This is a genomic window from Micromonospora sp. U56 (genome assembly GCF_018070095.1).
Classification (GTDB): Bacteria; Actinomycetota; Actinomycetes; order Mycobacteriales; family Micromonosporaceae; genus Micromonospora; species Micromonospora purpureochromogenes.
This window is the reverse complement of sequence record NZ_JAGPYL010000106.1, coordinates 1-21832: the sequence shown is the minus strand read 5'-3', so window position 1 is coordinate 21832 and position 21832 is coordinate 1. Positions and strand designations below refer to the sequence as shown.

General features: G+C 73.7%; 23 protein-coding genes. 9 read left to right on the top strand and 14 right to left on the bottom strand.

Going from position 1 to position 21832, the window contains the following annotated elements:
* The first annotated feature begins 114 nt into the window (after positions 1–114).
* The gene (locus KBX37_RS26770) at positions 115–876 is read left to right on the top strand and encodes a sulfite exporter TauE/SafE family protein (RefSeq protein WP_210778661.1); all 762 of its coding nucleotides are present in this window, start codon (positions 115–117) and stop codon (positions 874–876) included.
* Between the two features lie 73 nt (positions 877–949).
* Entirely contained in the window at positions 950–1426 is a 477-nt protein-coding gene (locus tag KBX37_RS26765) for a MarR family winged helix-turn-helix transcriptional regulator (RefSeq protein WP_247658976.1), read from the top strand.
* Between the two features lie 195 nt (positions 1427–1621).
* Here the strand turns inward: KBX37_RS26765 and mctP are convergent, their stop codons facing one another.
* Both mctP and KBX37_RS26755 read right to left on the bottom strand, forming a co-directional pair.
* Positions 1622–3277 (bottom strand): monocarboxylate uptake permease MctP, encoded by a 1656-nt coding sequence (gene mctP, locus KBX37_RS26760; RefSeq protein ID WP_210778660.1) that lies wholly within the window; start codon positions 3275–3277, stop codon positions 1622–1624.
* Positions 3277–3543: a DUF3311 domain-containing protein gene (locus tag KBX37_RS26755; RefSeq protein WP_210778659.1), complete on the bottom strand. Its 267-nt coding sequence runs from the start codon at positions 3541–3543 to the stop codon at positions 3277–3279. The genes mctP and KBX37_RS26755 overlap by 1 nt, the downstream gene beginning before the upstream one ends.
* A 204-nt stretch (positions 3544–3747) precedes the next feature.
* Between KBX37_RS26755 and KBX37_RS26750 the strand changes: the two genes are divergently transcribed.
* The 5 genes from KBX37_RS26750 to KBX37_RS26730 are packed head-to-tail and all read left to right on the top strand — an operon-like array spanning position 3748 to position 5779.
* Positions 3748–4050 carry a hypothetical protein gene (locus KBX37_RS26750; RefSeq protein ID WP_210778658.1) on the top strand — a complete coding sequence of 101 codons (303 nt, stop codon included), beginning with the start codon at positions 3748–3750 and terminating at the stop codon, positions 4048–4050.
* Positions 4051–4063: 13 nt separating this feature from the next.
* Positions 4064–4798, top strand: coding sequence for a hypothetical protein (locus tag KBX37_RS26745; protein WP_210778657.1), 735 nt, complete (start codon positions 4064–4066; stop codon positions 4796–4798).
* Positions 4795–5208: a YbaB/EbfC family nucleoid-associated protein gene (locus KBX37_RS26740; RefSeq protein WP_210778656.1), complete on the top strand. Its 414-nt coding sequence runs from the start codon at positions 4795–4797 to the stop codon at positions 5206–5208. Before KBX37_RS26745 ends, KBX37_RS26740 begins: the two co-directional genes overlap by 4 nt.
* A complete protein-coding gene (locus KBX37_RS26735) occupies positions 5208–5579 on the top strand; it encodes a YbaB/EbfC family nucleoid-associated protein (RefSeq protein WP_210778655.1) in 372 nt (123 codons plus the stop codon). The genes KBX37_RS26740 and KBX37_RS26735 overlap by 1 nt, the downstream gene beginning before the upstream one ends.
* On the top strand, positions 5576–5779 hold the full coding sequence (locus KBX37_RS26730) for a hypothetical protein (RefSeq protein ID WP_210778654.1): 204 nt from the start codon (positions 5576–5578) through the stop codon (positions 5777–5779). The genes KBX37_RS26735 and KBX37_RS26730 overlap by 4 nt, the downstream gene beginning before the upstream one ends.
* A 19-nt stretch (positions 5780–5798) precedes the next feature.
* On the opposite strand, the gene KBX37_RS26725 is transcribed toward KBX37_RS26730, so the two are convergent.
* The 5 genes from KBX37_RS26725 to KBX37_RS26705 all read right to left on the bottom strand — a co-directional run bounded on the left by KBX37_RS26725 (position 5799) and on the right by KBX37_RS26705 (position 10602).
* Complete coding sequence (locus KBX37_RS26725; RefSeq protein ID WP_210778653.1) at positions 5799–7001, bottom strand: bifunctional RNase H/acid phosphatase; 1203 nt, start codon at positions 6999–7001, stop codon at positions 5799–5801.
* Positions 7002–7004: 3 nt separating this feature from the next.
* Positions 7005–7742, bottom strand: coding sequence for a zinc ribbon domain-containing protein (locus tag KBX37_RS26720; RefSeq protein ID WP_210778652.1), 738 nt, complete (start codon positions 7740–7742; stop codon positions 7005–7007).
* Positions 7732–8604: a Nif3-like dinuclear metal center hexameric protein gene (locus KBX37_RS26715; RefSeq protein ID WP_210778651.1), complete on the bottom strand. Its 873-nt coding sequence runs from the start codon at positions 8602–8604 to the stop codon at positions 7732–7734. The genes KBX37_RS26720 and KBX37_RS26715 overlap by 11 nt, the downstream gene beginning before the upstream one ends.
* Positions 8605–8779: 175 nt before the next feature.
* Positions 8780–9379, bottom strand: coding sequence for a flavoprotein (locus KBX37_RS26710; RefSeq protein ID WP_210778650.1), 600 nt, complete (start codon positions 9377–9379; stop codon positions 8780–8782).
* Positions 9376–10602, bottom strand: a complete 1227-nt coding sequence (locus KBX37_RS26705) for a helix-turn-helix domain-containing protein (protein ID WP_210778649.1) — start codon at positions 10600–10602, stop codon at positions 9376–9378. Before KBX37_RS26705 ends, KBX37_RS26710 begins: the two co-directional genes overlap by 4 nt.
* A 250-nt stretch (positions 10603–10852) precedes the next feature.
* Here KBX37_RS26705 and KBX37_RS26700 point away from each other — a divergent pair, with 250 nt between their 5' ends.
* On the top strand, positions 10853–11524 hold the full coding sequence (locus KBX37_RS26700) for a bifunctional DNA primase/polymerase (RefSeq protein ID WP_210778648.1): 672 nt from the start codon (positions 10853–10855) through the stop codon (positions 11522–11524).
* Between the two features lie 261 nt (positions 11525–11785).
* Here the strand turns inward: KBX37_RS26700 and KBX37_RS26695 are convergent, their stop codons facing one another.
* Genes KBX37_RS26695 through KBX37_RS26675 form a run of 5 tightly spaced genes read right to left on the bottom strand, consistent with a single transcriptional unit; the run spans position 11786 to position 18022 of the window.
* Positions 11786–12508 (bottom strand): FAD:protein FMN transferase, encoded by a 723-nt coding sequence (locus KBX37_RS26695; RefSeq protein WP_210778647.1) that lies wholly within the window; start codon positions 12506–12508, stop codon positions 11786–11788.
* Positions 12509–12557: 49 nt separating this feature from the next.
* Entirely contained in the window at positions 12558–13145 is a 588-nt protein-coding gene (locus KBX37_RS26690) for an FMN-binding protein (protein WP_210778646.1), read from the bottom strand.
* 13 nt (positions 13146–13158) lie between these two features.
* Positions 13159–14580, bottom strand: a complete 1422-nt coding sequence (locus KBX37_RS26685) for a ferric reductase-like transmembrane domain-containing protein (protein ID WP_210778645.1) — start codon at positions 14578–14580, stop codon at positions 13159–13161.
* Entirely contained in the window at positions 14577–15956 is a 1380-nt protein-coding gene (locus KBX37_RS26680; protein ID WP_210778644.1) for a DUF1501 domain-containing protein, read from the bottom strand. The genes KBX37_RS26685 and KBX37_RS26680 overlap by 4 nt, the downstream gene beginning before the upstream one ends.
* A gap of 8 nt (positions 15957–15964) precedes the next feature.
* Positions 15965–18022, bottom strand: coding sequence for a DUF1800 domain-containing protein (locus KBX37_RS26675; protein ID WP_210778643.1), 2058 nt, complete (start codon positions 18020–18022; stop codon positions 15965–15967).
* A 454-nt stretch (positions 18023–18476) separates the two neighbouring features.
* On the opposite strand from KBX37_RS26675, the gene KBX37_RS26670 reads away from it, so the two are divergent.
* Positions 18477–18734, top strand: coding sequence for a DUF3040 domain-containing protein (locus KBX37_RS26670; protein ID WP_179801196.1), 258 nt, complete (start codon positions 18477–18479; stop codon positions 18732–18734).
* 112 nt (positions 18735–18846) lie between these two features.
* On the opposite strand, the gene KBX37_RS26665 is transcribed toward KBX37_RS26670, so the two are convergent.
* Entirely contained in the window at positions 18847–19818 is a 972-nt protein-coding gene (locus KBX37_RS26665) for an SWIM zinc finger family protein (protein WP_210778642.1), read from the bottom strand.
* Positions 19815–21832 (bottom strand): DEAD/DEAH box helicase (locus KBX37_RS26660; protein WP_210778641.1); only part of this gene is annotated, 2018 nt, incomplete at its 5' end. The genes KBX37_RS26660 and KBX37_RS26665, both read right to left, overlap by 4 nt.

Below are 21832 nucleotides of genomic sequence, written 5' to 3'. Positions count from 1 at the left end.
GTGTCGCGGTGTCCAAGGGGCCGGGACACCGCGACACGCCGCCAACCGCACCCGCGCACGGGCGGGGTGGTCGGGGCGCGGTGGCCGCGCGGCGCGTACTAGCCTCGGATCACCATGGATCTTTCCGACGCCGCGCTGCTGCTCGCCGCCGGTCTCGCCGCGGGCACGGTCAACGCGGCGGCCGGGGGCGGTTCGCTGATCACCTTCCCGGCGCTGATCGCGGTGGGCCTGCCGCCGGTGCCGGCGAACGTCACCAACTCGGTCTCGGTCTGCCCCGGCTACCTGGCCAGCGTGGCGGGCAGCCGGGTCGACCTGCCGCCGAGGCGTTCGCTGGCGACGCTGGTGCCGGCCACGGTCGTCGGCACGATCGTCGGTTGCCTCCTGCTGCTGGCCACCCCGGCCCGGACGTTCGAGGTGGTCGTACCGTTCCTGGTGCTCGGTGCGACGGCGGTGCTCGCCTTCCAGGATCCGCTGCGCGCGCTGGTCGGGCATCCGCGCGACCTGTCGCCGCGCCGCCGTACCGTCACGGTGCAGGCCATGGTCGCGCTGGGGGCGGTGTACGGCGGCTATTTCGGCGCGGCCCTCGGGGTGATGCTGGTCGCCGGCCTGGCCCTGGTGCTGGACGCGACGCTGGCCCGGGTCACCGCGATCAAGAACCTGCTCTCGGCGCTGGTCGGGCTGACCACGGTGGCGGTCTTCTCGCTCTTCGGGCCGGTGAACTGGGCGGCGGTCGCGGTGGTCGCGCCGGCCACGCTGGTCGGCGGGTACGCCGGGGCGCGGCTGGTCCGCCGGTTGCCGCCGGTGCTCCTCAAGATGCTGATCGTGGCCTTCGGCACGGTGATCGGCCTGTACCTGCTCTGGCGGGCGCTGCGCTGATCTCGGTACGCCGATCCACTCCGCCGCCCAGATAGCTGTATCGTACAGGTAGTTCTGTTTGTATGATACAGCTATGAGCGACGACCAGCGCATGGGAGCGGACGACCAGGCCGCCCTCGGCCGGATCGAGACCGAGGTGGCCCTGCTGATGCGTCTGGGCGAGGCGACCCGCCGGGCCACCGGCACCGCTGAGCACCGGGTGCTGGACCGGGCGGCGTACGTGATCCTGCGGCACCTGGACGCGGCCGGCCCGCAGAACGTCTCCGCGCTCGCGGCGCAGCTCAACCTGGACGGCTCGACGGTCACCCGGCAGGTCTCGGCCCTGCAACGCGACGGGCTGATCACCCGCGCCCCCGACCCGGCGGACGGACGCGGCACGGTGGTCTCCCCCACCGCGGCCGGCCTGCAACGGATGGCGGCGGTGCGGGCGGCGCGCACCCGGCTCTACGGCGACATCCTCGGCGACTGGGACACCGAGGACCGGGACACCCTGGCGCGGTTGCTGGGCCGGCTCAACGAGGCGCTGAGCGCCCGCAACCGCCGCCGCTGAGCGAAGCCACCTCGCGCCGCGCACCGGCGAGGACGGGCGGCGGAAAAATGCAGGAGCTGATGACGTGAACGACTCAGCGGCCGGGCGTCGCCACCGATCCGTTCACGTCATCAGCTCCGTGGCGTCTCGGCACAGCGGCCGGCCGCGGGACCCCCGGGTGCCCACCGCAGCGGGCACCCGGGGGCGGGCCGACCTTTACGCCACCGGCTCGCGGGCCGAGTCGGCGTCGCTCTCGGTGCCCGGGGTGACCCGCGGATCGCCCTCGTCGGCGAAGTAGTCGTCCGGCGTGGTGTGGTCCACCCCGTCGGTGACCTTCCCAGCCCGCAGGACCAGGGTCAGCAGCGCGGCCACCACCAGGTTGACCAGCACCGCCACGATGCCCACGTAGATCGTCTTCTTGGTGTCGAAGCCGAACTCGGACAGCGGGAAGGCCGAGCCGGCGAAGTGCTTCTTCCCGGTCACCGGGTTGGCGATCTGGTAGAGCATCCACATGCCCATGCCCATGCCGGCCGCCCAGCCGGCGATCAGCGCGGTGCGGTGGAACCAGCGGGTGTACAGGCCCAGCGCCACCGCCGGCAGCGTCTGGAGGATGATCACGCCGCCGATGAGCTGGAGGTCGATGGAGAACTGCGGGTCGAGGAAGATGATGAACGCCAGCGCGCCCACCTTGACCAGCAGCGAGGTCACCTTCGAGACCTGCGCCTCCTGCGCCGGGGAGGCGTCCCGCTTCAGATACTCCTTGTAGATGTTGCGGGTGAACAGGTTCGCCGCCGCGATCGACATGATCGCCGCCGGCACCAGCGCGCCGATGCCGATGGCCGCGTACGCGACCCCGGCGAACCAGTCGGGGAACTGCTGGTCGAAGAGGACCGGCACCACCGTGTTGCTGTCCACGCTCCCCGCCGTCGCCCCGGGCAGCGGCTTCACCCCGGCCGCGATGGCCATGAAGCCGAGCAGCGCGATCAGCCCGAGCAGCAGGCTGTACGCCGGCAGCGCGGACATGTTCCGCTTGATCACGTCGCGGTTCCGGCTGGCCAGCACGCCGGTGATGCTGTGCGGGTAGAGGAAGAGCGCCAGCGCCGAGCCGAACGCCAGCGTGATGTACTGGAGCTGGTTGTTGGCGTTGAGCAGGATGCCGTCGCCCGGCGCCGCTGACGCCTTGAACTTCGCGTCGGCCGCGTCGAAGATCTCGCCCCAGCCGCCGAGCTTGTAGGGCAGGTACAGCACCGCCACCAGGATCACGATGTAGATCAGCGTGTCCTTGACGAAGGCGATCAGCGCCGGCGCCCGCAGCCCGGACTGGTACGTGTACGCGGCCAGGATGGCGAAGGCGATGATGATCGGCAGGTGTCGGGCCAGGGTGCTCTCCCCGGTGACCCCCATCGTCTTCAACACCGCCTCGATGCCGACCAGTTGCAGCGCGATGTAGGGCATCGTGGCGACGATGCCGGTGATCGCGACCAGCAGTGCCAGCACCGGCGAGTCGAACCGGTTCCGGACGAAGTCGGCCGGGGTGACGAAGCCGTGCCGGTGCGAGACCGACCAGAGCCGGCAGAGCACCAGGAACACCAGCGGGTAGATGACGATGGTGTACGGCACGGCGAAGAAGCCCATCGCGCCCGCGCCGAACACCAGCGCCGGCACCGCGACGAAGGTGTAGGCGGTGTAGAGGTCACCGCCGACCAGGAACCAGGTGATCCAGCCGCCGAAGTTGCGCCCGCCCAGCCCCCACTCGTCGAGGTGGGCCATGTCCCGCGGCGCCCGCCAGCGGGCCGCGACGAAGCCCATCGCGCTGACCAGCAGGAAGAGCACCGTGAAGACGATGATCTCGGTCAAATGGTCACGCCACATCACCGACCACCCCGCTTCTTCGTCATCTGGTACACCAGGGTCGTGGTGGCCACGCCGAGCAGGATGTAGGCCAGTTGCAGCCAGTAGAAGCGCGGGAAGCCGAAGAGCCGGGGCGAGTCAGCGTTGAAGAACGCCGGGATCAGCGGCACCAGGATCGGGACGAAGAGCAGCCAGTTCCAGGGACTGTGGTCCTTCGCCCTGGACGACGCCGTGCCCGCCGTGGGATCCGGTCCCGGCTCGGCCGGTGGTGTTCCGGGATCACTCATCTGCGTCTCCGAAGGGTCGTGGGTCGGTGTGATCGCGCGGAGGCTAACCACCCTGTGACCGCCGTCACGCCACTCGTCGTCGCACCCTGCGCCGAGCGGCAAGTCCGCTGCGCCGAATGACGTGCCCGGCCCTGGACGGGGCAGCCGGGCGGGCCGCGCGCCGCTAGCCTGGGGCCTCACGCGCTGACACGGGGGTGGTGCAGGATGTCGCTGTACGCGACCGAGGCGATGCGGGCGTTGGGCTCCTCCTTCTCGACGTACGCCGACGAGCTCGACCAGCAGACCCGCCCGACGCTGGCCGGGCTGGAGCTGCCGCAGGGGGCCTTCCCGCTCTTCGCGATGTCCGCGGCGGACGACTACGCGCAGTCCCTGGCCGCGGTGGGCGCGGTGAGCACCGCGCTGCGCGACACCTTCGACGCGATCGGCACGGCGCTGCACCGGGTCGCCGGCCACTACGAGCAGTTGGAGGCCGACCAGGCGGCCGGCTTCCAGCGCAGTCACGACTGACCGAGGGGGACGGATGCCGGCGGGCTGGGACGAGGGCGGCTGGACCGACACCGACAGCGACGCGTTCGACACACTGCTGATCCGGGGGCTGGTGGTCGCCGCCACCAGCGGCCTGATCGTCGCGCTGGAGCCCTCCGGGGCCGGCATGGCGGCGGCCGCCCTGACCGGGCTGCTGGTGATGCCGAACGTCGTGGATCCTGAGCCGTGGATCAGCAACTCCGGCACCTGGGGCGAGCTGAAGAACGCGTACGACAGCATGCACGCCCAACTGCTGAGCCAGATCGAGAAGGTCGACGGGTTCTGGCAGGACTCGGCGGCCACCCAGTTCCACGCGTTCGCCACCGGCGATCTGCTGCCGGCCCTGGAGCGACTGGCGCAGACCTGCTCCCTGATGGACTCGTACTGCGCGCAGCTGGCGGCCGGCGTGATCACCACCCTCGGCGCGTTCCTGGTCGCCACGGTCAGCGCCGCCGTCGCCGCCGTGGCCGCCAACGCCGCCGGCCCGGTCTCGCCGGCCGTCAAGATCGGCATCTTCGCCTCCTGGGCGGCCTTCGCGGTCGCCGTGATCGGCCTGCTGGCCGGCTTCGTGATGACGGTCTGGCTCTCCGCCAAGACCCTCGGCGACGCCAACGACGAGCTGGCCAACAAGTTCGCCGACCGGAGCGGGCGGATCGACACCGCCAGCATCCGGCTGCCCGAGTCCCTGAAGATCGTCATCGGCGATCCGGCCGAGTGGGTGCGGCGGTGAACGCGGACGCGGAGGCCATCGCGGCGGCGGCGGACGAGGCGCGCCGCCAGGGCTACTCCGACCCGTCGCTGCGCGCGGTCCGGGAGCGGGTCGACGGCCTCGCCGCCCGGATCGCGGCGCTGCGGGAGGAGAGCGTCGAGGCCAGTGACGCCACCGGCACGGTGACCGCGCGGGTGACCGGCGACGGCGAGGTGGCCGAGGTCTACCTCAGCCCGCAGGCCGTCCGGGACCTGGACGCCGACCAGCTCGGGGCCGCCTGCCTGGAGGCGGTACGCCAGGCCCAGACCCGGCTGTCGACCACCCTCACCGACCGGATCCGGGAGATCACCGGCAACGACGGCGTCGACCAGCCGCCCGCACCCCGGCAGGCGCTCGACGAGTTCCTCCGCGGCACCGGGGCGGTGGGCTGATGCAACGACCGGACCTGAACGCCCTGGCCCGGCAGATGACCTCGGCGATGACCGCCGCGGTCGAGTTCGCCGAGGGGGCCGCGCACCGGCGGCACGTCGTCTCCTCGCCCGACGGCGAGGTCACCGTGGAGATGTCCGGGGCGCGGGAGCTGCTGGACATCCGCATCGACCCCCGGGCCCGCCGTACCGTCGACAACCTGACCCTCGGCGAGCTGGTCACCGAGACGATCCGGGCGGCCGGCCGACAGGTGGACGAGGCCCGCCAGGAGCTGCTCGATTCGCTGCGGATCGGCGACCACGCCGTCGGTGACGTGCTGCGCGACCCCCTGCGACTGGTGTCGCGGCTGACCGAAGGGACGCCCCGCCCGTGACCCGCCCACCCCGCTCGCCACGCCGCAACGCGGCGATCCTCGGCTACCTGCTCGTCGTGGCCACCATCGGCCTGGGCTTCCTCGCCCTCCAGCCGGGGCTGCCGGGCCTGGTCCGGCTCGCCGTGGGCCTGATGTGGCTGGCGGTCGCGCTGCCGTGCCTCTACCTCATGCGCTGGCTGCTGCGCTCCGGTCGCGGCTGACCCGCCGGTCCGCCGCCGGTCAGTGCGCGGCGAGGTGGGCGGTGTCGTTGACGCTGCGTACCGCCACGCCGCCGTCGGGCCACATGTCCAGCACCGAGATGCCGGCCGCGTCGAGGTAGAGCCGGTGCAGGAAGGCGTCGCCGGCCGCCAGGGCGTCGCGCAACGCCAGCTTGATCGGCGAGACGTGCGAGACGACCACCACGGTCTCCCCCGGGTACGCCTCGCGCAGCGCCGCCACCGCCCGGTCGACCCGCTCGGCGACGACGGTGAACGACTCTCCGCCGGGCGGCGCGATCCGGGTCGAGGCGAGCCAGGCGTCCAGCTCACCGGGCCAGCCCTCGCGCACCTCGGCGAAGGTCTTGCCGTCCCAGTCGCCGAAGTCGCACTCGATCCAGTCGTCCTGCGGGCGTACCGGGATGCCGCCGAGCGCCCCGGCGATCGCCTCGGCGGTCGCCGTACACCGGGACAGCGGTGAGCTGAGCACGGCCGCGACGGACGGGGCCAGCTCGGCCACCCGCGCGGCCGTGGCCCGGGCCTGGGCCCGGCCCTGCTCGGAGAGCGGGACGTCGGCGCGGCCGGCGTAGCGGTGCTGCACGGTCCACTCGGTCTCGCCGTGGCGGACCAGGATCAGCCGGGTGGCGGTGAAGCTGGGCCGCGGCTCCCAGGAGGGCTTCATCGTCGCCGGATCGGTCGCGGCGGTCCGGGTGGCGGCGCGGGCGGCGACCTCGCGGGCCTGGGCGCGGGCCGCCGAGTCGGCGGCGGCCACCTCGCGCGGCGGCTCGGCGACGGCGGGGCGCTTGGGCGGCTTGCCGGCGGCGGCGTCCATCGCGGCGTTGGCCAGGGCGTCGGCGTGCCGGTTGCGCTCCCGGGGGATCCAGCTGAACCGGACCGACTCGAAGCGGTCGACCAGCGCGGCGGCCTGGGCGGCGAGCGGGCGCAGCCCCGGGTGCTTGATCTGCCAGCGGCCGCACATCTGCTCGACCACCAGCTTGGAGTCCATCCGCGCCTCGACCTCGGCCGCGCCCAGCTCGGCGGCGGCCTCCAGCCCGGCGATCAGCCCCCGGTACTCGGCGACGTTGTTGGTGGACACCCCGATCGCCTCGGAGCGCTCCAGCAGCACCTCCCCGGAGTCCGGGTCCCGGACCACCGCGCCGTAGCCGGCCGGGCCCGGATTGCCCCGGGACCCGCCGTCGGCCTCGATGACGACCGCGCGCACCGCCACCGGCTACAGACCCGACTCGTTGGTGCGGACCATGATCCGTCGGCACTCCTCGCAGCGGACCACGTCGTCCGGGGCCGCCTTGCGGATCCGGGACAGGTCGGCGCCGGAGAGTTCCAGCCGGCAGCCGCCGCAGCGCCCGGCGGTGAGCAGCGCCGCACCCAGGCCGGTGTCCTCGCGGACCTTGTCGTAGAGGGTGACCAGATCGGCCGGGAGGTCGCCGGCGAGCGGCTTGCGGGCCGACTTCTTGAACTCCTCCTCCTTGGCGATCTCGGCCAGCGTGTCGTCCCGACGCTGCTCGGCCGCCGCCCGGCGCTCGCGCGCCTCGGCCATCCGGGCCTCGATGCCGTCGAGCACGCCCTGCGCGGTCTCCCGCTGCTCCATCAGCTCCAGCTCGGCGTCCTCCAGATCGCCCTGCCGCCGGTTGAGCGAGACCAGCTCGTGCTGGAGCGCCTCCAGCTCGCGGGCCGGGCCGGAGCCGGCGGCCAGCCGCGCCTCGTCCTTGCTCTTGCGGGCGCGGACCTGGTCGATGTCCTTCTCCAGCCGGGCGATGTCCCGGTCCAGGTCGTCCACGGCGACCTGGGCGCGGACCCGCTCGTCCTCCAGCGCGGACAACTCACGGGCCAGCCCCTCCAGCTCGGCCCGCTCGGGCAGGATGCGGCGGCGGTGCGCCAGCTGGGCGAGGGAGGTGTCGATGGCCTGCAGATCGAGCAGGCGGCGCTGGACCTGGGGTTCAGCCTTCACGGTCGGGCTCCTTGTCGTCCAGTACGGGCGCGGCGGCGTGCACGGTCCAGGGGTCGGTGTCCAGGTCGGACACCACGGTCTCGACGCCGAGGTCGTCCCGCAGGTGGGCGGCCAGGTCGTCCAACCAGGGTCGTTCGGTCGCCCAGTGGGCGGCGTCGAGCAGGGCGGGCCCACCTGCGGCGAGGTGCTCGCCCGCCGGGTGGTGCCGCAGGTCGGCGGTGAGGAAGGCGTCCACCCCGGCGGCGGTCGCCTCGGCCAGGAAGGCGTCGCCGGAGCCGCCGCTGACCGCGAGGGTACGCACGATACGCGCGGGATCGCCCGCGGCGCGAACTCCCCAGGCGGTGGCGGGCAGCACGGCGGCGCTGTGCCGGGTCAGCTCGGCCAGGGTCAGCGGGGCGGGCAGCTCCCCGATCCGGCCGATGCCCCGGCCCGGACCGTCGGCCGGGGAGCCGGGCGACGGGCGGTGCAGCGGGCGCAGCCCGGTCAGTCCGAACCGGGCGGCCAGCGCGTCCGAGACGCCCGGGGCCGCCACGTCGGCGTTGGTGTGCGCGACGTACAGGGCGACGCCGGCCCGGATCAGGTCGTGCACGATCCGCCCCTTGTACGTGGTCGGGGCGACCGAGGAGACGCCGCGCAGCAGCAGCGGATGGTGGGCGACGATCATGTCGGCCCCGGCGGCACGCGCCTCGGCGACCGTCTCGGGCACCACGTCGACCACGCAGGCGACCCGGCGTACGGCGGCGGTGGGCTCACCGAGCACCAGGCCGACCCGGTCCCACTCCTCGGCCCAGGAGGGCGGATACCGGCGCTCCAGGACCGCCACCACGTCGGCGACGGTCGGTGGGGCTGCGGTTGTGCTCACGGCCGGTCAGCTTACCGGCGCGGACGGGCCGCCACGGCCTCGCCCGCCGCCCGTGTCCCCCCGGCACAGCCGGCGTGATCGACTCCAGGTCGGCGATGTGGCGGGGTACGCGGTGGTCGGAAACCGCCATGTCGCCAACACGGTGTGGATCAGCCCAGCCATGCGGCCGGGACCGTCAGGCGGCCGAGGTGAGGCGGGACCGGTCAGGCAGTGCCGCCACCGCCGCCTCCCACGGGAAGGCCTGGAGGTGCCGCTCCCCCGTGCCCGGGGCGTGCAGGGGGAAGACGTGGTCGCCGAAGAGCACCGTGGTGCCCCACTCACGCAGCCGGGCCAGGCCGGCCCGGAAGGCCGGATGGGCGGCCATCGCGGCGTTGGTGAACGGCACCGCCACCACCGGCAACCCCATGCCCTGCCCCTCCACCAGCAGGCCGAGGGCGAGGGTGTCGGTGATCCCCGCCGCCCACTTGTTGACCGTGTTGACCGTGGCCGGGCAGACGATCATGGCGTCGGCCGGGGGCAGCAGGTCGGGGTCGCCGGGATTCTTGTAGTGGGTGCGTACCGGGTGGCCGGTCTGCCGGGCCAGCGCGGCCCGGTCGACGAACTTCGCCCCGTCGGGCGTGGTCACCAGGCAGACCTCCCAGCCGTCCTGCTGGGCCAGGTCGACCAGGCGACCGACGTGCCGGGCCAGCGGCGAACCGCAGGCGATGACGTAGAGCACCTCGCGGCGCTCGCTGCTCGGATGCGGGCCGCTCACCCGGGCCGGCACCGTGTTCATACTCCGACTCCCATGTGCCCAGCCAACTCCGCTATCGGCGGAGGCGGCGCACCACGTGTGCGACGCAGCACGTCCGACATCACCTCGTGGGCGATCGGCCGGCAGCGGATCTCCGAGGGGGCGAGCCGGTCGCCGCGCAGCAGCATCTCGCCCGCGTTGGCCACGTCGCCGAGCTGGGCGAAACCCCGGGCGATGTCGAGCAGGTGGTGCGCCCGGCGTTCGGGCAGCAGCGCGTTGAACGCCGGCTCCGGGAGGCGCTGGTGGATCTCCACCGCCCGACCTCCGTCACCCAGTTCGACCGCGGCGGCGGCGCGGTGCAGCTCCAGGTTGGTCGGGCCGAACGAGGTCCAGTAGTGGTTCTGGTCGCTGCCGAGCAGGGTGGCCGCCTCGTGGGCGCCGTTGAGCAGATCGTCGACGGTGGCGGAGTCGCCGATCCGGGCGGCCGCCATCGCGCCCTGGAGCAGCAGCATGCCGTAGACGGAGAGCCGGTCCGGGGAGGCGTCGTTGCTCCCGCCCGGCGCGAGCCGGTTGGCGATGGTGACGTTCAGCTCCAGCGCGGGCCGGGCCCGGCCCATGGCGACCAGGGCGTTGCAGACCCGGGTGGTGGCGACGCCGGCCAGCAGCTGGTCGTCGGCCCGCTGGGCGACCGCCATCGACCGGTCGGCGGCCAGCCAGGCCAGGTCGCACTCGCCCAGCTTGCGCAGCACCGAGGAGGCGATCTGGTAGACCTGGCCGAGCAGGTGGGCCGCCTCGCACGCCTGGTCGCCGCGGTAGCCCGCGTCGGCCGCCTGGGCGTCACGCAGCAGCTTCGGCAGCGCCCGGGTCAGCATCCCGTAGCGGCCGTACTGGTAGGTGAGCCAGGCGTGGTTGACGGCCTTGCGCATGTCGGCCAGCGGCGGCGGGTACGGCGCGGCGTCGAAGTAGGCGCTCATCGAGTCGTACCGCTCCAGGGCGGCCCGGATCTCCTGCACCTCGATCTGGTCGATGCAGTTGAGCGCGTCGGTACGCCGCTCCGGATCCTTGCCGAGCAGCAGCTGCACGTCGACCTGGAGGATGTCGGCGATCTCGTAGAGGACGGAGAACTTGTCGAGCCGGCGTACCCCGCGCTCGACCTTGTCGACCCAGCTCTTGGACTTGCCCAGCCGGTCGGCGAAGACCTGTTGCGACATCTTGCGCCGGCCCCGCCAGTAGGCCACCCGCCGGCCTATGGGTAGCTCGTCCATCCTCTTGCTCCTCCCCCTCGTCGCCCATCCGGTGGATCCCCGGACGGTCCCCCGCGGGTACGGCGCTCCGTCCGTCTCAGGTTTTCGCTGGTCGCACAGGTTGTACGTCGGCCATACGGCCAGTCCTCGTAGCTTTCGTGCAAGTTGCACGGGGCCGTTCGACCGCTCAACGAGCGTGGGTTACGGCAGTGACGGCGTTCGACACGTGCCTGACGGGGTGTCCGGTCGGGGCGAGGGGAGATCACGGATTATGTGGGGGAATGTCGGACCTCGGGTCGCCCAGCTGTCGCCGATCGAGCGGGTCCGGCTGCGCCGGATCGCCGTCCGGTACGCCATGCACGGCTGGGAGGTCACCCCGGGCGCCTGCCTGGCCCGCAGCCGCTTCGTCTGCGGTCGGGCCGGCTGCCCCACCGTCGGCTGCCACCCCGCCCTGGAGGACTGGGAGCACGCGGCCAGCGCCGACCCGGCCCGGGTGGCCACCTGGTGGCACAGCCGGCCGCACGCGGTGCTGCTGCCCACCGGCCGGGCCTTCGACGTGCTGGAGGTGCCGGCCCACCTCGGCCGGCGGGTACTCGACGCGCTCCCGATCCATCCGGCCGGCGCCGCGGTCCGGGGTCCGGTGCTGGTGACCCCGACCGGCCGCTGGATGTTCCTCGTCCGCCCCGGCGACCCGCTGCGTCCGGAGCTGGAGCACTGCTTCCACGTGGTGCGCCACGGGCCCGGCTCGTGGATCGCGGCGCCGCCGACCCGGCTGCCGGAGGGTCCGGTGCGCTGGGCGGTCGCCCCGGAACAGGCACGCTGGCAGCTGCCCGACTCGTACCTGTTGCAGAACACCCTGGTCGACGCGCTGCGGGCCACCGGGGTGACGCTCGCCCCGGAGCTGCTCCCCGGCCAGCTCCCGCTCCCCCGACGGGGTCACTGACCCGCGAATCGGTGACCGGCAGCGTCCCCGCCGGTGCCGGAGTCGTTGAACCGGTGACGGCGCGGACGCGCCGGGAGCAGGGGTACGTGATGGCCAGGGACGACGCGACGGGGCCCGCCGGCGGCGCCGAGCCGCCGCCGCACCACCGGCGGTCGCGCCGCCGGTCGGGCACCCGCCCGGGCGGCTCCCGGCCGGAACGCGCCCGCCCCGCCGGCTCCCGTCCGGCCGGCAGCCCCCGCCCGGCCCGCTGACCCGGGCCGGTCAGTCGGTCAGCGGGAGGCGGGTGGAGTGCAGCAGGCGGCCGTCGTCGGTGACGACCGCGTGCAGCTGGTCGGGGAGGCGGTCCAGCCAGCCGATGCCGGCCTCGCCCATGGCCACCGCCGCGGTGGCGTACGCGTCGGCGACCCCCAGGTCCGCGCCGACCACGGTGACCGAGCGCAGGCCCCGGGCCGGCTCGCCCCGGCGCGGGTCCCGCACGTGCTGGCCCCGGTGCTGCACACCTGAGGTGGCGACGGCCAGGTCGCTGCCGGCGAGGACCAGACAGGTGGCCATCGGGTTCCACGGGTGGGCGACGCCGATCCGCCACGGCTCCCGGGTCGGTGACAGTCCCCGGACCACCACGTCACCCCCGGCGTTGAGGCAGTGGTTGGCCGCCCCGGCGGCGACCAGCCGGTCCGAGGCGACCTGCGCCGACCAGCCCTTGACGTACCCGGACGGGTCGAGCCGGCCGGTCGCGTACGCGTCGAAGTAGCCGTCGGTGGCGGCCCACAGGTCGGCGCAGCGCTCCAGCACCGCCCGCAGGTCCGCCGACGCGTCGGCCAGCCGCAGCTCGCCCCGGTCCAGCCGGCACACCTCGCTGTCGTCGCGGTAGGTGCTGAACCGGGCGTCGACCTCGCGCAGCCAGCCGAAGGTCTTTTCGGCGAGGTCGTGCAGGGTCGCGGCGGGCAGGTCGTCGGCCAGGTCGAGGCTGATCGCCGTACCCATGACGTGCTCGACCCGGCGCAGACCGGGACGGGCCGGCGAGACCGGCACCTCAGCCGGCCCGGTCGATCGCCGCCTGGAGCGACTGCTGGTACGCGTCGCTGGTGGCGGTGGCGTCGCTGACCGTGTTCAGGTCGGCGCTCTGCTGCTGCACCACCTCGCCGCTGGTGCCGCTGTAGGTGCGCTGCACCTCGTCGCTGCGCTGGCCCGACTGCCCGCTCTGCGGCAGGCCGATCCCCGTGGCGTTGACGATCCGGCTGCCGGAGAGGGTGATCTGCACCGACAGGGAACCGTATTCGTAGGTGATGGTCGGGCCGCTCACCGTGCGCAGCGCGGGCTTCGGCGCGGCGGTGGTGGTCCGCGGCGCGGCGGGGGCCCTGGTGCCGGTGGTGGATTGTCCGGCCGGGGTGCGGGGCGCGCCGGAGGTGGGGCGCGCCGCCGGGGTGCGTCCGGAGGCGGAGGGGCGCGGCGCCGGGCGGACCCCGCCAGCCGTGCCCGGGTCGCCGGCCACGGGGGCGACGGACGCCTGGTCGGCCGGGAGGCCCTGGGCGACCTGGCTGGCGCCCGGGGAGCCCTTGAGCGCCACCAGGGCGCTGGTGCTGACGGCCAGACCGGTGATCGCGAGGATCGCGCGACGCATGTCGGGTGCCTTTCTACAGCTCGAACGTGGCGAGGTGGATCTGCCGGCGCGGCACGCCGGCGGCGCGCAGCATCCGCACCGACTCCTCGACCAGCCCGGACGGGCCGCAGAGGTAGACGTCGCGGCGGGCCACGTCGGGCACCAGCCGGCGCAGCCCCTCCGGGTTCATCACCTGGCGGGGGCCGGCGTCGTCGCGGGAGCCGATGACGTACCAGACGGAGACCTGGCGGGCCTGGGCGAGCCAGTCCAGCTCGTGGTGCAGCAGCACATCGGCGGGGGTGCGGGCGCGGTAGATCAGCGCGGCGCCGGGCGGCAGCTCCTCCAGCATCGCCCGCAGCGGGGCGATGCCGCTGCCGCCGGCGATCAGCAGGGCGCGCTCCCGGGTGCGGTGCGCGGCGGTGAAGGTGCCGGACGGTCCCTCCGCCCAGACCCGGGTGCCCGGGTCGAGATCGCGCAGGTCGGCGGTGTGCGCGCCGACCACCTTGACGGTCAGCCGCAGCCAGCGGCCGTTGGCGGCGGCGGAGAGCGAGAACGGGTGCGACTGCCACCAGCAGCCGCGGGTGAGGAACCGCCAGCGGAAGTACTGCCCGCCGAGCATGTCGATCTGGTTGAGCCGCGCGCCGGTCAGGTAGATCGAGATGGTGTCCGGGGTCTCGGCGACGACGTCGGCCACCTGCAGCCGGTGGCGCAGGTTGAAGCGCAGCGGGGCGACCAGCCGCCCCCAGACCAGGGCGGCGACCACGAGCAGGTAGGCGGCGATCCAGCCGGTGCGTACCGGCCCGGGCTGGAAGAGCTGGGCGCCGTTGCTGAACTGGTGGCCGAAGCCCAGCAGCAGGGCCGCGTAGCTGGTCAGGTGCAGGTGGTACCAGAGTTCGTAGGGCAGCAGGGTGCGGATCGCCCGGACGCCGGTGAGGCCGACCAGCACCATGATGCCGGCGGCGGCGAACGCGGAGAGCATGTCCTCGTAGTCGCGCAGCAGCACGCCCACCTCGCCCACCACCGACTGCTCGTCGGCCTCGGCGTAGGCGACCAGCAGCAGCGACATGTGGGCGAGCACCGCGACGAGCAGGGTGGCGCCGACGTCCCGGTGCAGCCGGGAGATCCGCTCGCCGCCGAGCGAGCGTTCCAGCACGCCGAGGCGGCTCATCATCAGCACCTGCACCAGCAGCAGGTAGCCGGCGACCAGGCCGGTGATCCGCCCGGCGGCGGTGAGCACATCGCCGGTGTCGGCCAGCGCGCCGGCCGGGGTGTCCAGCCACCAGGGCAGCACGCTGGCCACCAGCCCGAGCCAGAACAGCGCGGACACCGCCCGTCGGCCGCCGGGCCCGCGCCGGGGCAGCGCCGGTGTCGGGGGTACGGGGGCAGCCGAACGGCCGCCGTGCCGGGACGAGCTCCCGGTACGGCGGCCGCCGGCGTACGTGTCCTGGTACGTCACGCGTACAGCTTCATGGGGGTGTACTTCTGCCTCGGGAAGATCTTGTCCACCTCGGCGTTGGTCAGGCCGAACCGCCCCTGCGCCACGCTTCCGTAGACGTTGAACATGTTGTTGTACTCAGGTACGTCGCCGCTGTCCAGATCGTTCAACCCGTTCCAGGTGCCGAGCAGCGAGCCGGCGAGCTTGCGGCCGGAGAGCAGGGTGACCACCCCGCCGTGGCCGTGGTCGGTGCCGCCGCTGTTGGAGGCGACCCGGCGGCCGAACTCGCTGGACACCATGATGGTGACGTCGGCGGCCCGGTCACCGAGGTCGGTGAAGAACGCGGCCATCGCCCTGGCCAGCTCGTTGAGCCGCCGGTGCAGCTGGCCGCCGTCGCGGGTGCCCTGGTTCTCGTGGGTGTCGTAGCCGCCCATGCCGACGGTGGCCACCCGGACGTTCGCCCCGCCCTTGATCAGCTGGGCGAGCTGCTGGAACGCGGACCCGACGCCCTCGTACGCCACCCCGGCCGCCGGCTGGTACGGCTTGGCCGCGAGCCGCTGCGCCGTGGCCAGCGCGCCCATGCCGTCGAGCACCGCCTCCTGGACGGGGTGGTTGATCCCGGTGAACAGGCCCCGGATCGCCTTCTCGGTGGCCGCCCGGTACTTCTCGTCGCCGTTGAGCCGCAGCGAGCCGACGTTGTTGATCGACAGCGCGCCGTTGGTGCCCACCAGCGACCGGGGCAGCGTGCTGCCGATGCCGACGCTGCGGAACGCGGTGCCCTTGCCCAGGGCGTCGACCAGGCTGTCCAGCCAGCCCCGGCCGCCGGTCTCGTTGGGCAGGCCGCCCAGGTTGCAGGCGTCCGCGGCCTGGAAGTGGCTGCGGGACAGCCGCTCGTCGGAGACCGCCGGGATGAAGCCGAGCTGGCCGGCCTTGAGCCACTGCTCCAGCGGCTGGAACGCGCTGGTCAGCTTGAAGCCGCGGCCCAGGGCCAGCGAGTCGTTGCCGAGCAGCAGGTCGGGCCGGGCCTTGGCCAGCACCGGGTCGTTGTCCGGAGCGACCAGGCTGAGCCCGTCCAGCCCGCCGTAGAGGAAGACGTGGATCAGGGTGCCGGTCTTCGTCGCCGCGAACGACGCCGAGGTGGTGACGAACTGTGCGGTGGCCAGCGCGGTGGCGGTGGCGGCGGCGCCGGCGACGAAGGTCCGCCGGGTCACCCCCCGCCCGTCCTGCTGGGCCTCCTCCAGGTCCTCCAGCCGGCGGTAGCGGTCGGCCTCGGCGGCGCTCTCGGCGGCGACGACGTCGGCCTCGGCGCGCAGCAGCGCCTCGGCCGGGTTGTCGGCCAGCCGCCGCAGGTCGGGGCATTCGGGAGGCAGGGGGAACGAGTGCACAGTCTTCTCCATCGGGTGCCTCACCGGAGGTGGTGCTGGGGGGAAGCGAGGATCGCCCGCGCGACAGCGGTGACGGCCCCGTTGAACGTCGCGTCGACCTTGGCGCCGGCCGGCACGCCGGCGACACCGAGGATCAGCGCCTTCTCCTTGGCGCTCAGCTTCTGGTGCACCAGCCGCTGGGCGAGCGCGTCCACGTACGCCCCGGCGGTCGCCGGCGGCTTCGCCACCAGGTTCTCCGCGCTGGTGTAGGTGAACTCGGTGCGGTAGCCGTTGAGCAGGTCGGCGGCCTCGTTCCAGCCGTTGACCATGGTGCCGGCCGAGGTCCAGGCGACGTAGACGTCCGGGTAGCCGTCCGGCGTGGGCTGGCCCATCGGGTACTGGCCGAGCTCGCGCAGCTTGTCGTGGACCTGGCGCAGCCCCCGGGCGAACGCCGGGCGCCCGCCGTCGGACTTGAAGCCCCGCGACGCCTCGGGCCGGACGTTGAGCGTCCGGTAGGTGGCGATCAGGTACTCCATCGGCCGGCGCACCTTCTGCCCCACCGCCGCCCAGAACTCCGAGGAGCTGAAGAGCGTCATCAGCAGCGGCTTCACCATGCCCTTGTTGACCGTGTACGTCTTGGCCAGCCGGTCCACCAGGGACTTCGGCGGGGTGTCCGAGACGAACCGGGTGGCGAGGCTGCGTGCCACGTACTGGGCGGTCGACGGGTGCAGCGCGATGTAGCGGAGGTACGAGTCGATGACCGCGTCGGCCTTCTTCGGGTCCGCCGAGGCGTTCGCGTGGCTGAAGCCGAGAATCTTGACCTTGCCGAGGTAGTGCTGGTCGGCGCGGAAGACGTACCTGCCGTCCTGGACACCGCGGCCGGTCTGGAGCATGGCCGCCTGCCGCACGTCCTTCTCGGTGTAGCCGCCGTCGACGCCCACCGAGTACAGCTCGAGGTTCTCCCGGGCCAGGTTCTCGTTGATGGCGTCCTTGCGGGAGTCGTTCTGGCTCAAATAGAGCAGCAGGGCGGGGTGCTTGTTCGCGGCGACCAGCATGTCCGGGTAGCTGCCCAGCGCGTTGGCCCGTACGACGTCCCGGTCGAACGAGTTGCGGTAGACCTCGCCGCCGTCGAAGTCGGCGGCGACGTGCAGGAAGTCGTTCCAGAAGTCGACCATCACCTCGAAGAGCTGCCGCTCGGACCAGATCTGGCGGGCGATGGTGGCGTCCACCATCTCCTTCTCCGGCTGCACGCCCTTGTCGTTGAGCTGGTCGCGCCGCTCGCGCAGTTGCACCGGGCTCAGCTTGAGGCTGGGCAGTTCGGCCAGCTTCAGCTCGGCCGGGCTCGGCGCGATCTTCTCCGGGTCGAGCTGCCAACGGAGCCAGCCGTCGATGCCCAGCCGGCGGATGTCGGCGAGCGTCCTGGGCGAGGCGCCAAAGGTGGCCCGGCTGGCGAGGTGCCGTACCGGGTCCTTGGCCAGCACCGTCTTCACCGTCACCGGCGTCTCCGCCGCGGCGGCGGCCGGGCCGGAGAAGGTCCGGCCGCCGGTGGGGGCGTTCTTCTTCAGCGCTGCCCCGGCCCGGGAGCCCATGTAGCTCTCGTTCTGCTCGGTGTAGGTGCGCACCGTGCTCGCCTGCTGCCCGCTGGGACGGGCCGCGGTGCCGTCGGTGACGGTGGTGCCGGTGGCGTCGCCCGCCACCGCGCCGTCGCCGCCGAAGAAGCCGCGCACCGACGAGTTCATGGCGAGGGCGGCGCCGCCGGCGACCACGGCGGCGGTGCCGCCGATCGCGGCCAGGGCGCGCCGCCGGCCGACCCGGCCGCCGGGCTGGTCGCCGTCGTCCAGTGGGGGCAGTCCGGTGCCGGCCGGCTGGTGGAACGACTGCCGGCCCAGGCCCTCCGGGCCGACCCACTGCGGGCCGCGGGAGGCCGGCTGGGTGGCGTATCCGGCGTGCGGCTGGCCGGGGTCGACCTGGCCCTGGTACTGCACGGCGTACGGCGTGGAGCGGTGGACGTCGCGGTGTCCGTCCGGGGTGGGGTGTTGTCCAGGGGTCCAGCCGCGGTCTTCCCACGGTCCGCGCGGTGGCACATTCTGGTCGGCCATGCACCAATCCCGATTTCTTCAAGGCGCCGACACGCTGCGACCGGAGCGGGGCGGAGGGTGCGGCGACTGTTGCCTGAGGGGGTTGCTACGGGAAGGTAACCAAGGGGTGGGGGGCCTACAAGGCGCTCACCAGCGGCTCCGGACGGCACTTAAGACACCGCTCAGCGGGCCCTCCGGCGGCCCGGTTTCCGCCCTGCCGGGCACCGACGTCCGGAGCAGGGGCGGCTCGGTCCTCCAGGGCCCGGACGTAACGTTTCCGGGCCACGCGACGCTTTTAGCCGCGTTCACGGGCACAGCAGAACTTAAGGGAGGGATAAGCCTGCGCTGAGCCGTTCCTGACCCGCGTCCCCGCCACCCCGCTCGCGGCGCAAAGTGGCAGCAGCGGAAGGGCTTGAGCCGCCGCAACAGCGGGTAAGCCGCCGAACCGCTGAAGCCGTGAGGGGAAGGCATCGCCATGCTCAGCAAAGAGGATCAGCGCAGATTCGAACAGATCACCCGGCAGCTCCGGGAGAGCGACCCGAAGTTCTTCGCGAGACTCGACCATCGGGCGCGAGCCCGCCGCGGGCGCTGGCTGATGATCCTGACGATCGTGCTCTGGGCGTCGCTGCCGGCGATGACCGTACTGGCCGGACGCATGGCCGGGGCGATCTGCGCCGTCGTACTGGCGGCGAACGCCGCCCTGATGTGGCGCTTCCGCCGCCGCTGGCTATGACCCGCCGGCCACCACGGCCCGGCACCGGCGCCACGTCGCCCGGAACGAGATCGTGGGCGGTCGGCGTCCACCGCGGACAGCGACTGTCCACGATCCGCCGTGGGCGGCGGGGTCAGGACCGGCCGAAGGTCCGGTACGCCCGGCGCAGCCGCTCCAGCAGACCCGGGCCGCCGATGGCGGGCGCGGGCGCGCCGAGCTGCCGCAGCAGCAGCTCGGGGCCGGTCGCCAGGGTGGGCGGCCGGTCCGGCAGCGGCACCGGCGGCAGCCAGAACCGGTCCACCGCCTCGTCCAGCGGGATCGCGGGCAGTCCGGCGAGCACCCGCGCCGCCCCGGCGGCCGGGACCGGTTTCGCGTTGGATGTCGGGCCGGCGACGGCCGCGTCCGGCGCCCTGTCCGGACCGGACGGTACCGGCGTACCGGCGGGGTCGGTCGCGCCGGCGCGCAGGGCACGCAGCCGGTCCAGCAGCTCGGCCCGGCCACGGCCGCGCCAGTGCAGCAGCTGGAACGGGTCCGCGTCGAACGCCTCGGCGAGCAGGTAGAAGGTCGCCGCCAGGTGCTTGCAGGGCACCGCGAAGTCGGGGCAGCTGCACCGCTGGGTCAGCTCCGCCACCCCGCTCGGGAAGAGCGGGGCGCCGGCGTCGGCGAACACCTCCTCCAGCTCCGCCGGGAGGTCACCGGCGAGCAGCCGGGCGCTGAAGAACGCCTGCGCGGCGAGGTCCCGCTCGACCCGCTCCCAGAGCGCCGCCGGGAACACCGGCAGCTCGATGCCGACCCGGTACGGCTCGGCCCGGGAGCCCTGCACGGTGGCCTCGACCCGGCCGGGCGTCACATCCAGCCGCAACACCTGGCCCTTGCGGGCGTACGACCGGCCACGGGTCAGCCGGGTGCCGAGGGCGAACGACTCCAGCACCTCCAGGAAGCGCCGCGACCACCAGGAGACGCCGATCGCGCCCCGGGTGCTGCGCGCCTTCAGCCCGCCGTCGACCCGCCGGGGTGGTCCGAAGTCGGCGAACCGGCCGGCCGCGCCCGCGTCGCCGTCGGGCGTCGGGTCGCCGGGCGGTGGCGTGCGGTCGGGGCCGGTCACTCGACCACCGCCCCGGCCTCCAGCGCGAACAGTTCGCGCAGCTGGGCGGTGGACAGCTCGGTGACCCACTGCTCGCCGCTGCCCACCACCGAGGCGGCCAGGCTGCGCTTGTCGGCGATCATCGCGGCCACCTTCTCCTCCACCGTGCCGGCGCAGACGAACTTGCGTACCTGGACCCGACGACGCTGGCCGATCCGGAACGCCCGGTCGGTGGCCTGGTCCTCCACCGCCGGGTTCCACCACCGGTCGACGTGGACGACGTGGTTGGCGGCGGTCAGCGTCAGCCCGGTGCCGCCGGCCTTGAGCGACAGCACGAAGATCGCCGGGCCGTCCGGCGACTGGAACCGGGTGACCATCGCGTCCCGGTCCGCCTTGCCGACCCCGCCGTGCAGGAAGAGCACCTCACGGCCGAACCGGGCCGACAGGTGCCCGCGCAGCATCCCGCCGAACTCGGCGTACTGGGTGAAGAGCAGGGCCTTCTCCCCCGCCGCGAGCACCTCGTCGAGGATCTCCTCCAGCCGTTCCAGCTTGCCGGAGCGCCCGGGCAGCGCCGAGCCGTCGCGCAGCAGCTGCGCCGGGTGGTTGCAGACCTGCTTGAGTCGGGTCATGGTGGCCAGCACCAGGCCGCGCCGCTCCATCCCGTCGCTGGACTCGATCTTCGCCAGCATGTCGTCCACGATGGCCCGGTAGAGCGAGGCCTGCTCCGCGGTGAGGTTGCAGAGCACCTCCATCTCCAGCTTCTCCGGCAGGTCGGAGATGATCGAGGAGTCGGTCTTCAGCCGGCGCAGCACGAACGGGCCGGTCATCCGGCGCAGCCGGGCGGCGACCTCGGCGTCCCCGTGCCGCTCGATCGGCACCGCGTACGCCTTCCGGAAGCTGGCGGCCGGGCCGAGCAGCCCCGGGTTGGCGAACTGCATGATCGACCAGAGGTCGGCCAGCCGGTTCTCCACCGGCGTACCGGTCACCGCGACCCGGTGCCGCGCGGGCAGCGACCGGACCGCCTCGGCCTGCCGGGTCGAGGCGTTCTTGATCGCCTGCGCCTCGTCCACCACCACCCGGTGCCAGCCGACCGAGGCGAGCGCGACGGCGTCCCGGGCCGCCACCGAGTAGGTGGTCACCACCAGGTCGGCGGCGTGCACCGCCTCGGTGAACTCGGCGCCGCGCGCCCGGTCCGCGCCGTGGTGCACGTGCACCCGCAGCCCGGGGGTGAACTTCGCCGCCTCCCGCTGCCAGTTGCCGACCAGCGACATCGGGCAGACCAGCAGGGTCGGCCCGGCCGCCGGCGGGTCCCCGGCGAGCAGGGCCAGCAGCTGCACCGTCTTGCCCAGCCCCATGTCGTCGGCGAGCACCCCGCCGAGCCCGAGCGACTGGAGGAAGGCCAGCCAGGCCAGCCCGCGCCGCTGGTACGGACGCAGGGTGCCCTTGAAGCCCGGCGGCGGGTCGAGCGGGGTGAGCCGCCGTTCGGCCTCCCCGGCGAGCAGGTCGCCCAGCGGACCGTCGGCGGTCACCTCCAACACCGGCAGCGCCTCGGGCCGGTCGGCCCCGGACAGGCCGAGCCGGAGCAGGTCGGCGACGGTCAGCTCGCCGGAGGACCGCAGCAGCCGCAGCCCGGCGGCGAGCCGCTTCGGGTCCAGCTCCACCCACCGGCCGCGCAGCCGCACCAGCGGGGTCTTCAGCGCGGCCAGCGCGGCCAGTTCGTCGGCGTCCAGCGTCTCGTCGCCGAGCGCCACCTCCCACCGGTAGTCGACCAGGGCGTCCAGCCCGAGCCCGCCGGCGGCACCGGCGACGGTGCCCGGGGCGGTACGCCCCCGGGCCTGCAACCGGGCGCCGAGTCGCGTCGACGGCCGCTGCCACCAGCCGGGCAGCAGCACCCCCACGCCGGCGGCGTGCAGCACCGGCGCGCCGTCGCGCCGGACCCGGTGCGCGCCCACGGCGTCCAGCTCCAGCTCCTCCGGGGCCGGGTTGCGCAGCGCGGCGTCCAGCGCGGGCCAGCGCCGGCCGGCCCGGCCCCGGC

Bases quoted from the DNA above. Each gene is read 5' to 3' on its own strand.
- KBX37_RS26770 (WP_210778661.1), top strand. From the start codon at position 115: ATGGATCTTTCCGACGCCGCGCTGCTGCTCGCCGCCGGTCTCGCCGCG.
- KBX37_RS26765 (WP_247658976.1), top strand. From the start codon at position 950: ATGAGCGACGACCAGCGCATGGGAGCGGACGACCAGGCCGCCCTCGGC.
- mctP (WP_210778660.1), bottom strand. From the start codon at position 3,277: ATGTGGCGTGACCATTTGACCGAGATCATCGTCTTCACGGTGCTCTTC.
- KBX37_RS26755 (WP_210778659.1), bottom strand. From the start codon at position 3,543: ATGAGTGATCCCGGAACACCACCGGCCGAGCCGGGACCGGATCCCACG.
- KBX37_RS26750 (WP_210778658.1), top strand. From the start codon at position 3,748: ATGTCGCTGTACGCGACCGAGGCGATGCGGGCGTTGGGCTCCTCCTTC.
- KBX37_RS26745 (WP_210778657.1), top strand. From the start codon at position 4,064: ATGCCGGCGGGCTGGGACGAGGGCGGCTGGACCGACACCGACAGCGAC.
- KBX37_RS26735 (WP_210778655.1), top strand. From the start codon at position 5,208: ATGCAACGACCGGACCTGAACGCCCTGGCCCGGCAGATGACCTCGGCG.
- KBX37_RS26710 (WP_210778650.1), bottom strand. From the start codon at position 9,379: ATGAACACGGTGCCGGCCCGGGTGAGCGGCCCGCATCCGAGCAGCGAG.
- KBX37_RS26705 (WP_210778649.1), bottom strand. From the start codon at position 10,602: ATGGACGAGCTACCCATAGGCCGGCGGGTGGCCTACTGGCGGGGCCGG.
- KBX37_RS26700 (WP_210778648.1), top strand. From the start codon at position 10,853: ATGTGGGGGAATGTCGGACCTCGGGTCGCCCAGCTGTCGCCGATCGAG.
- KBX37_RS26695 (WP_210778647.1), bottom strand. From the start codon at position 12,508: ATGGGTACGGCGATCAGCCTCGACCTGGCCGACGACCTGCCCGCCGCG.
- KBX37_RS26690 (WP_210778646.1), bottom strand. From the start codon at position 13,145: ATGCGTCGCGCGATCCTCGCGATCACCGGTCTGGCCGTCAGCACCAGC.
- KBX37_RS26680 (WP_210778644.1), bottom strand. From the start codon at position 15,956: ATGGAGAAGACTGTGCACTCGTTCCCCCTGCCTCCCGAATGCCCCGAC.
- KBX37_RS26675 (WP_210778643.1), bottom strand. From the start codon at position 18,022: ATGGCCGACCAGAATGTGCCACCGCGCGGACCGTGGGAAGACCGCGGC.
- KBX37_RS26670 (WP_179801196.1), top strand. From the start codon at position 18,477: ATGCTCAGCAAAGAGGATCAGCGCAGATTCGAACAGATCACCCGGCAG.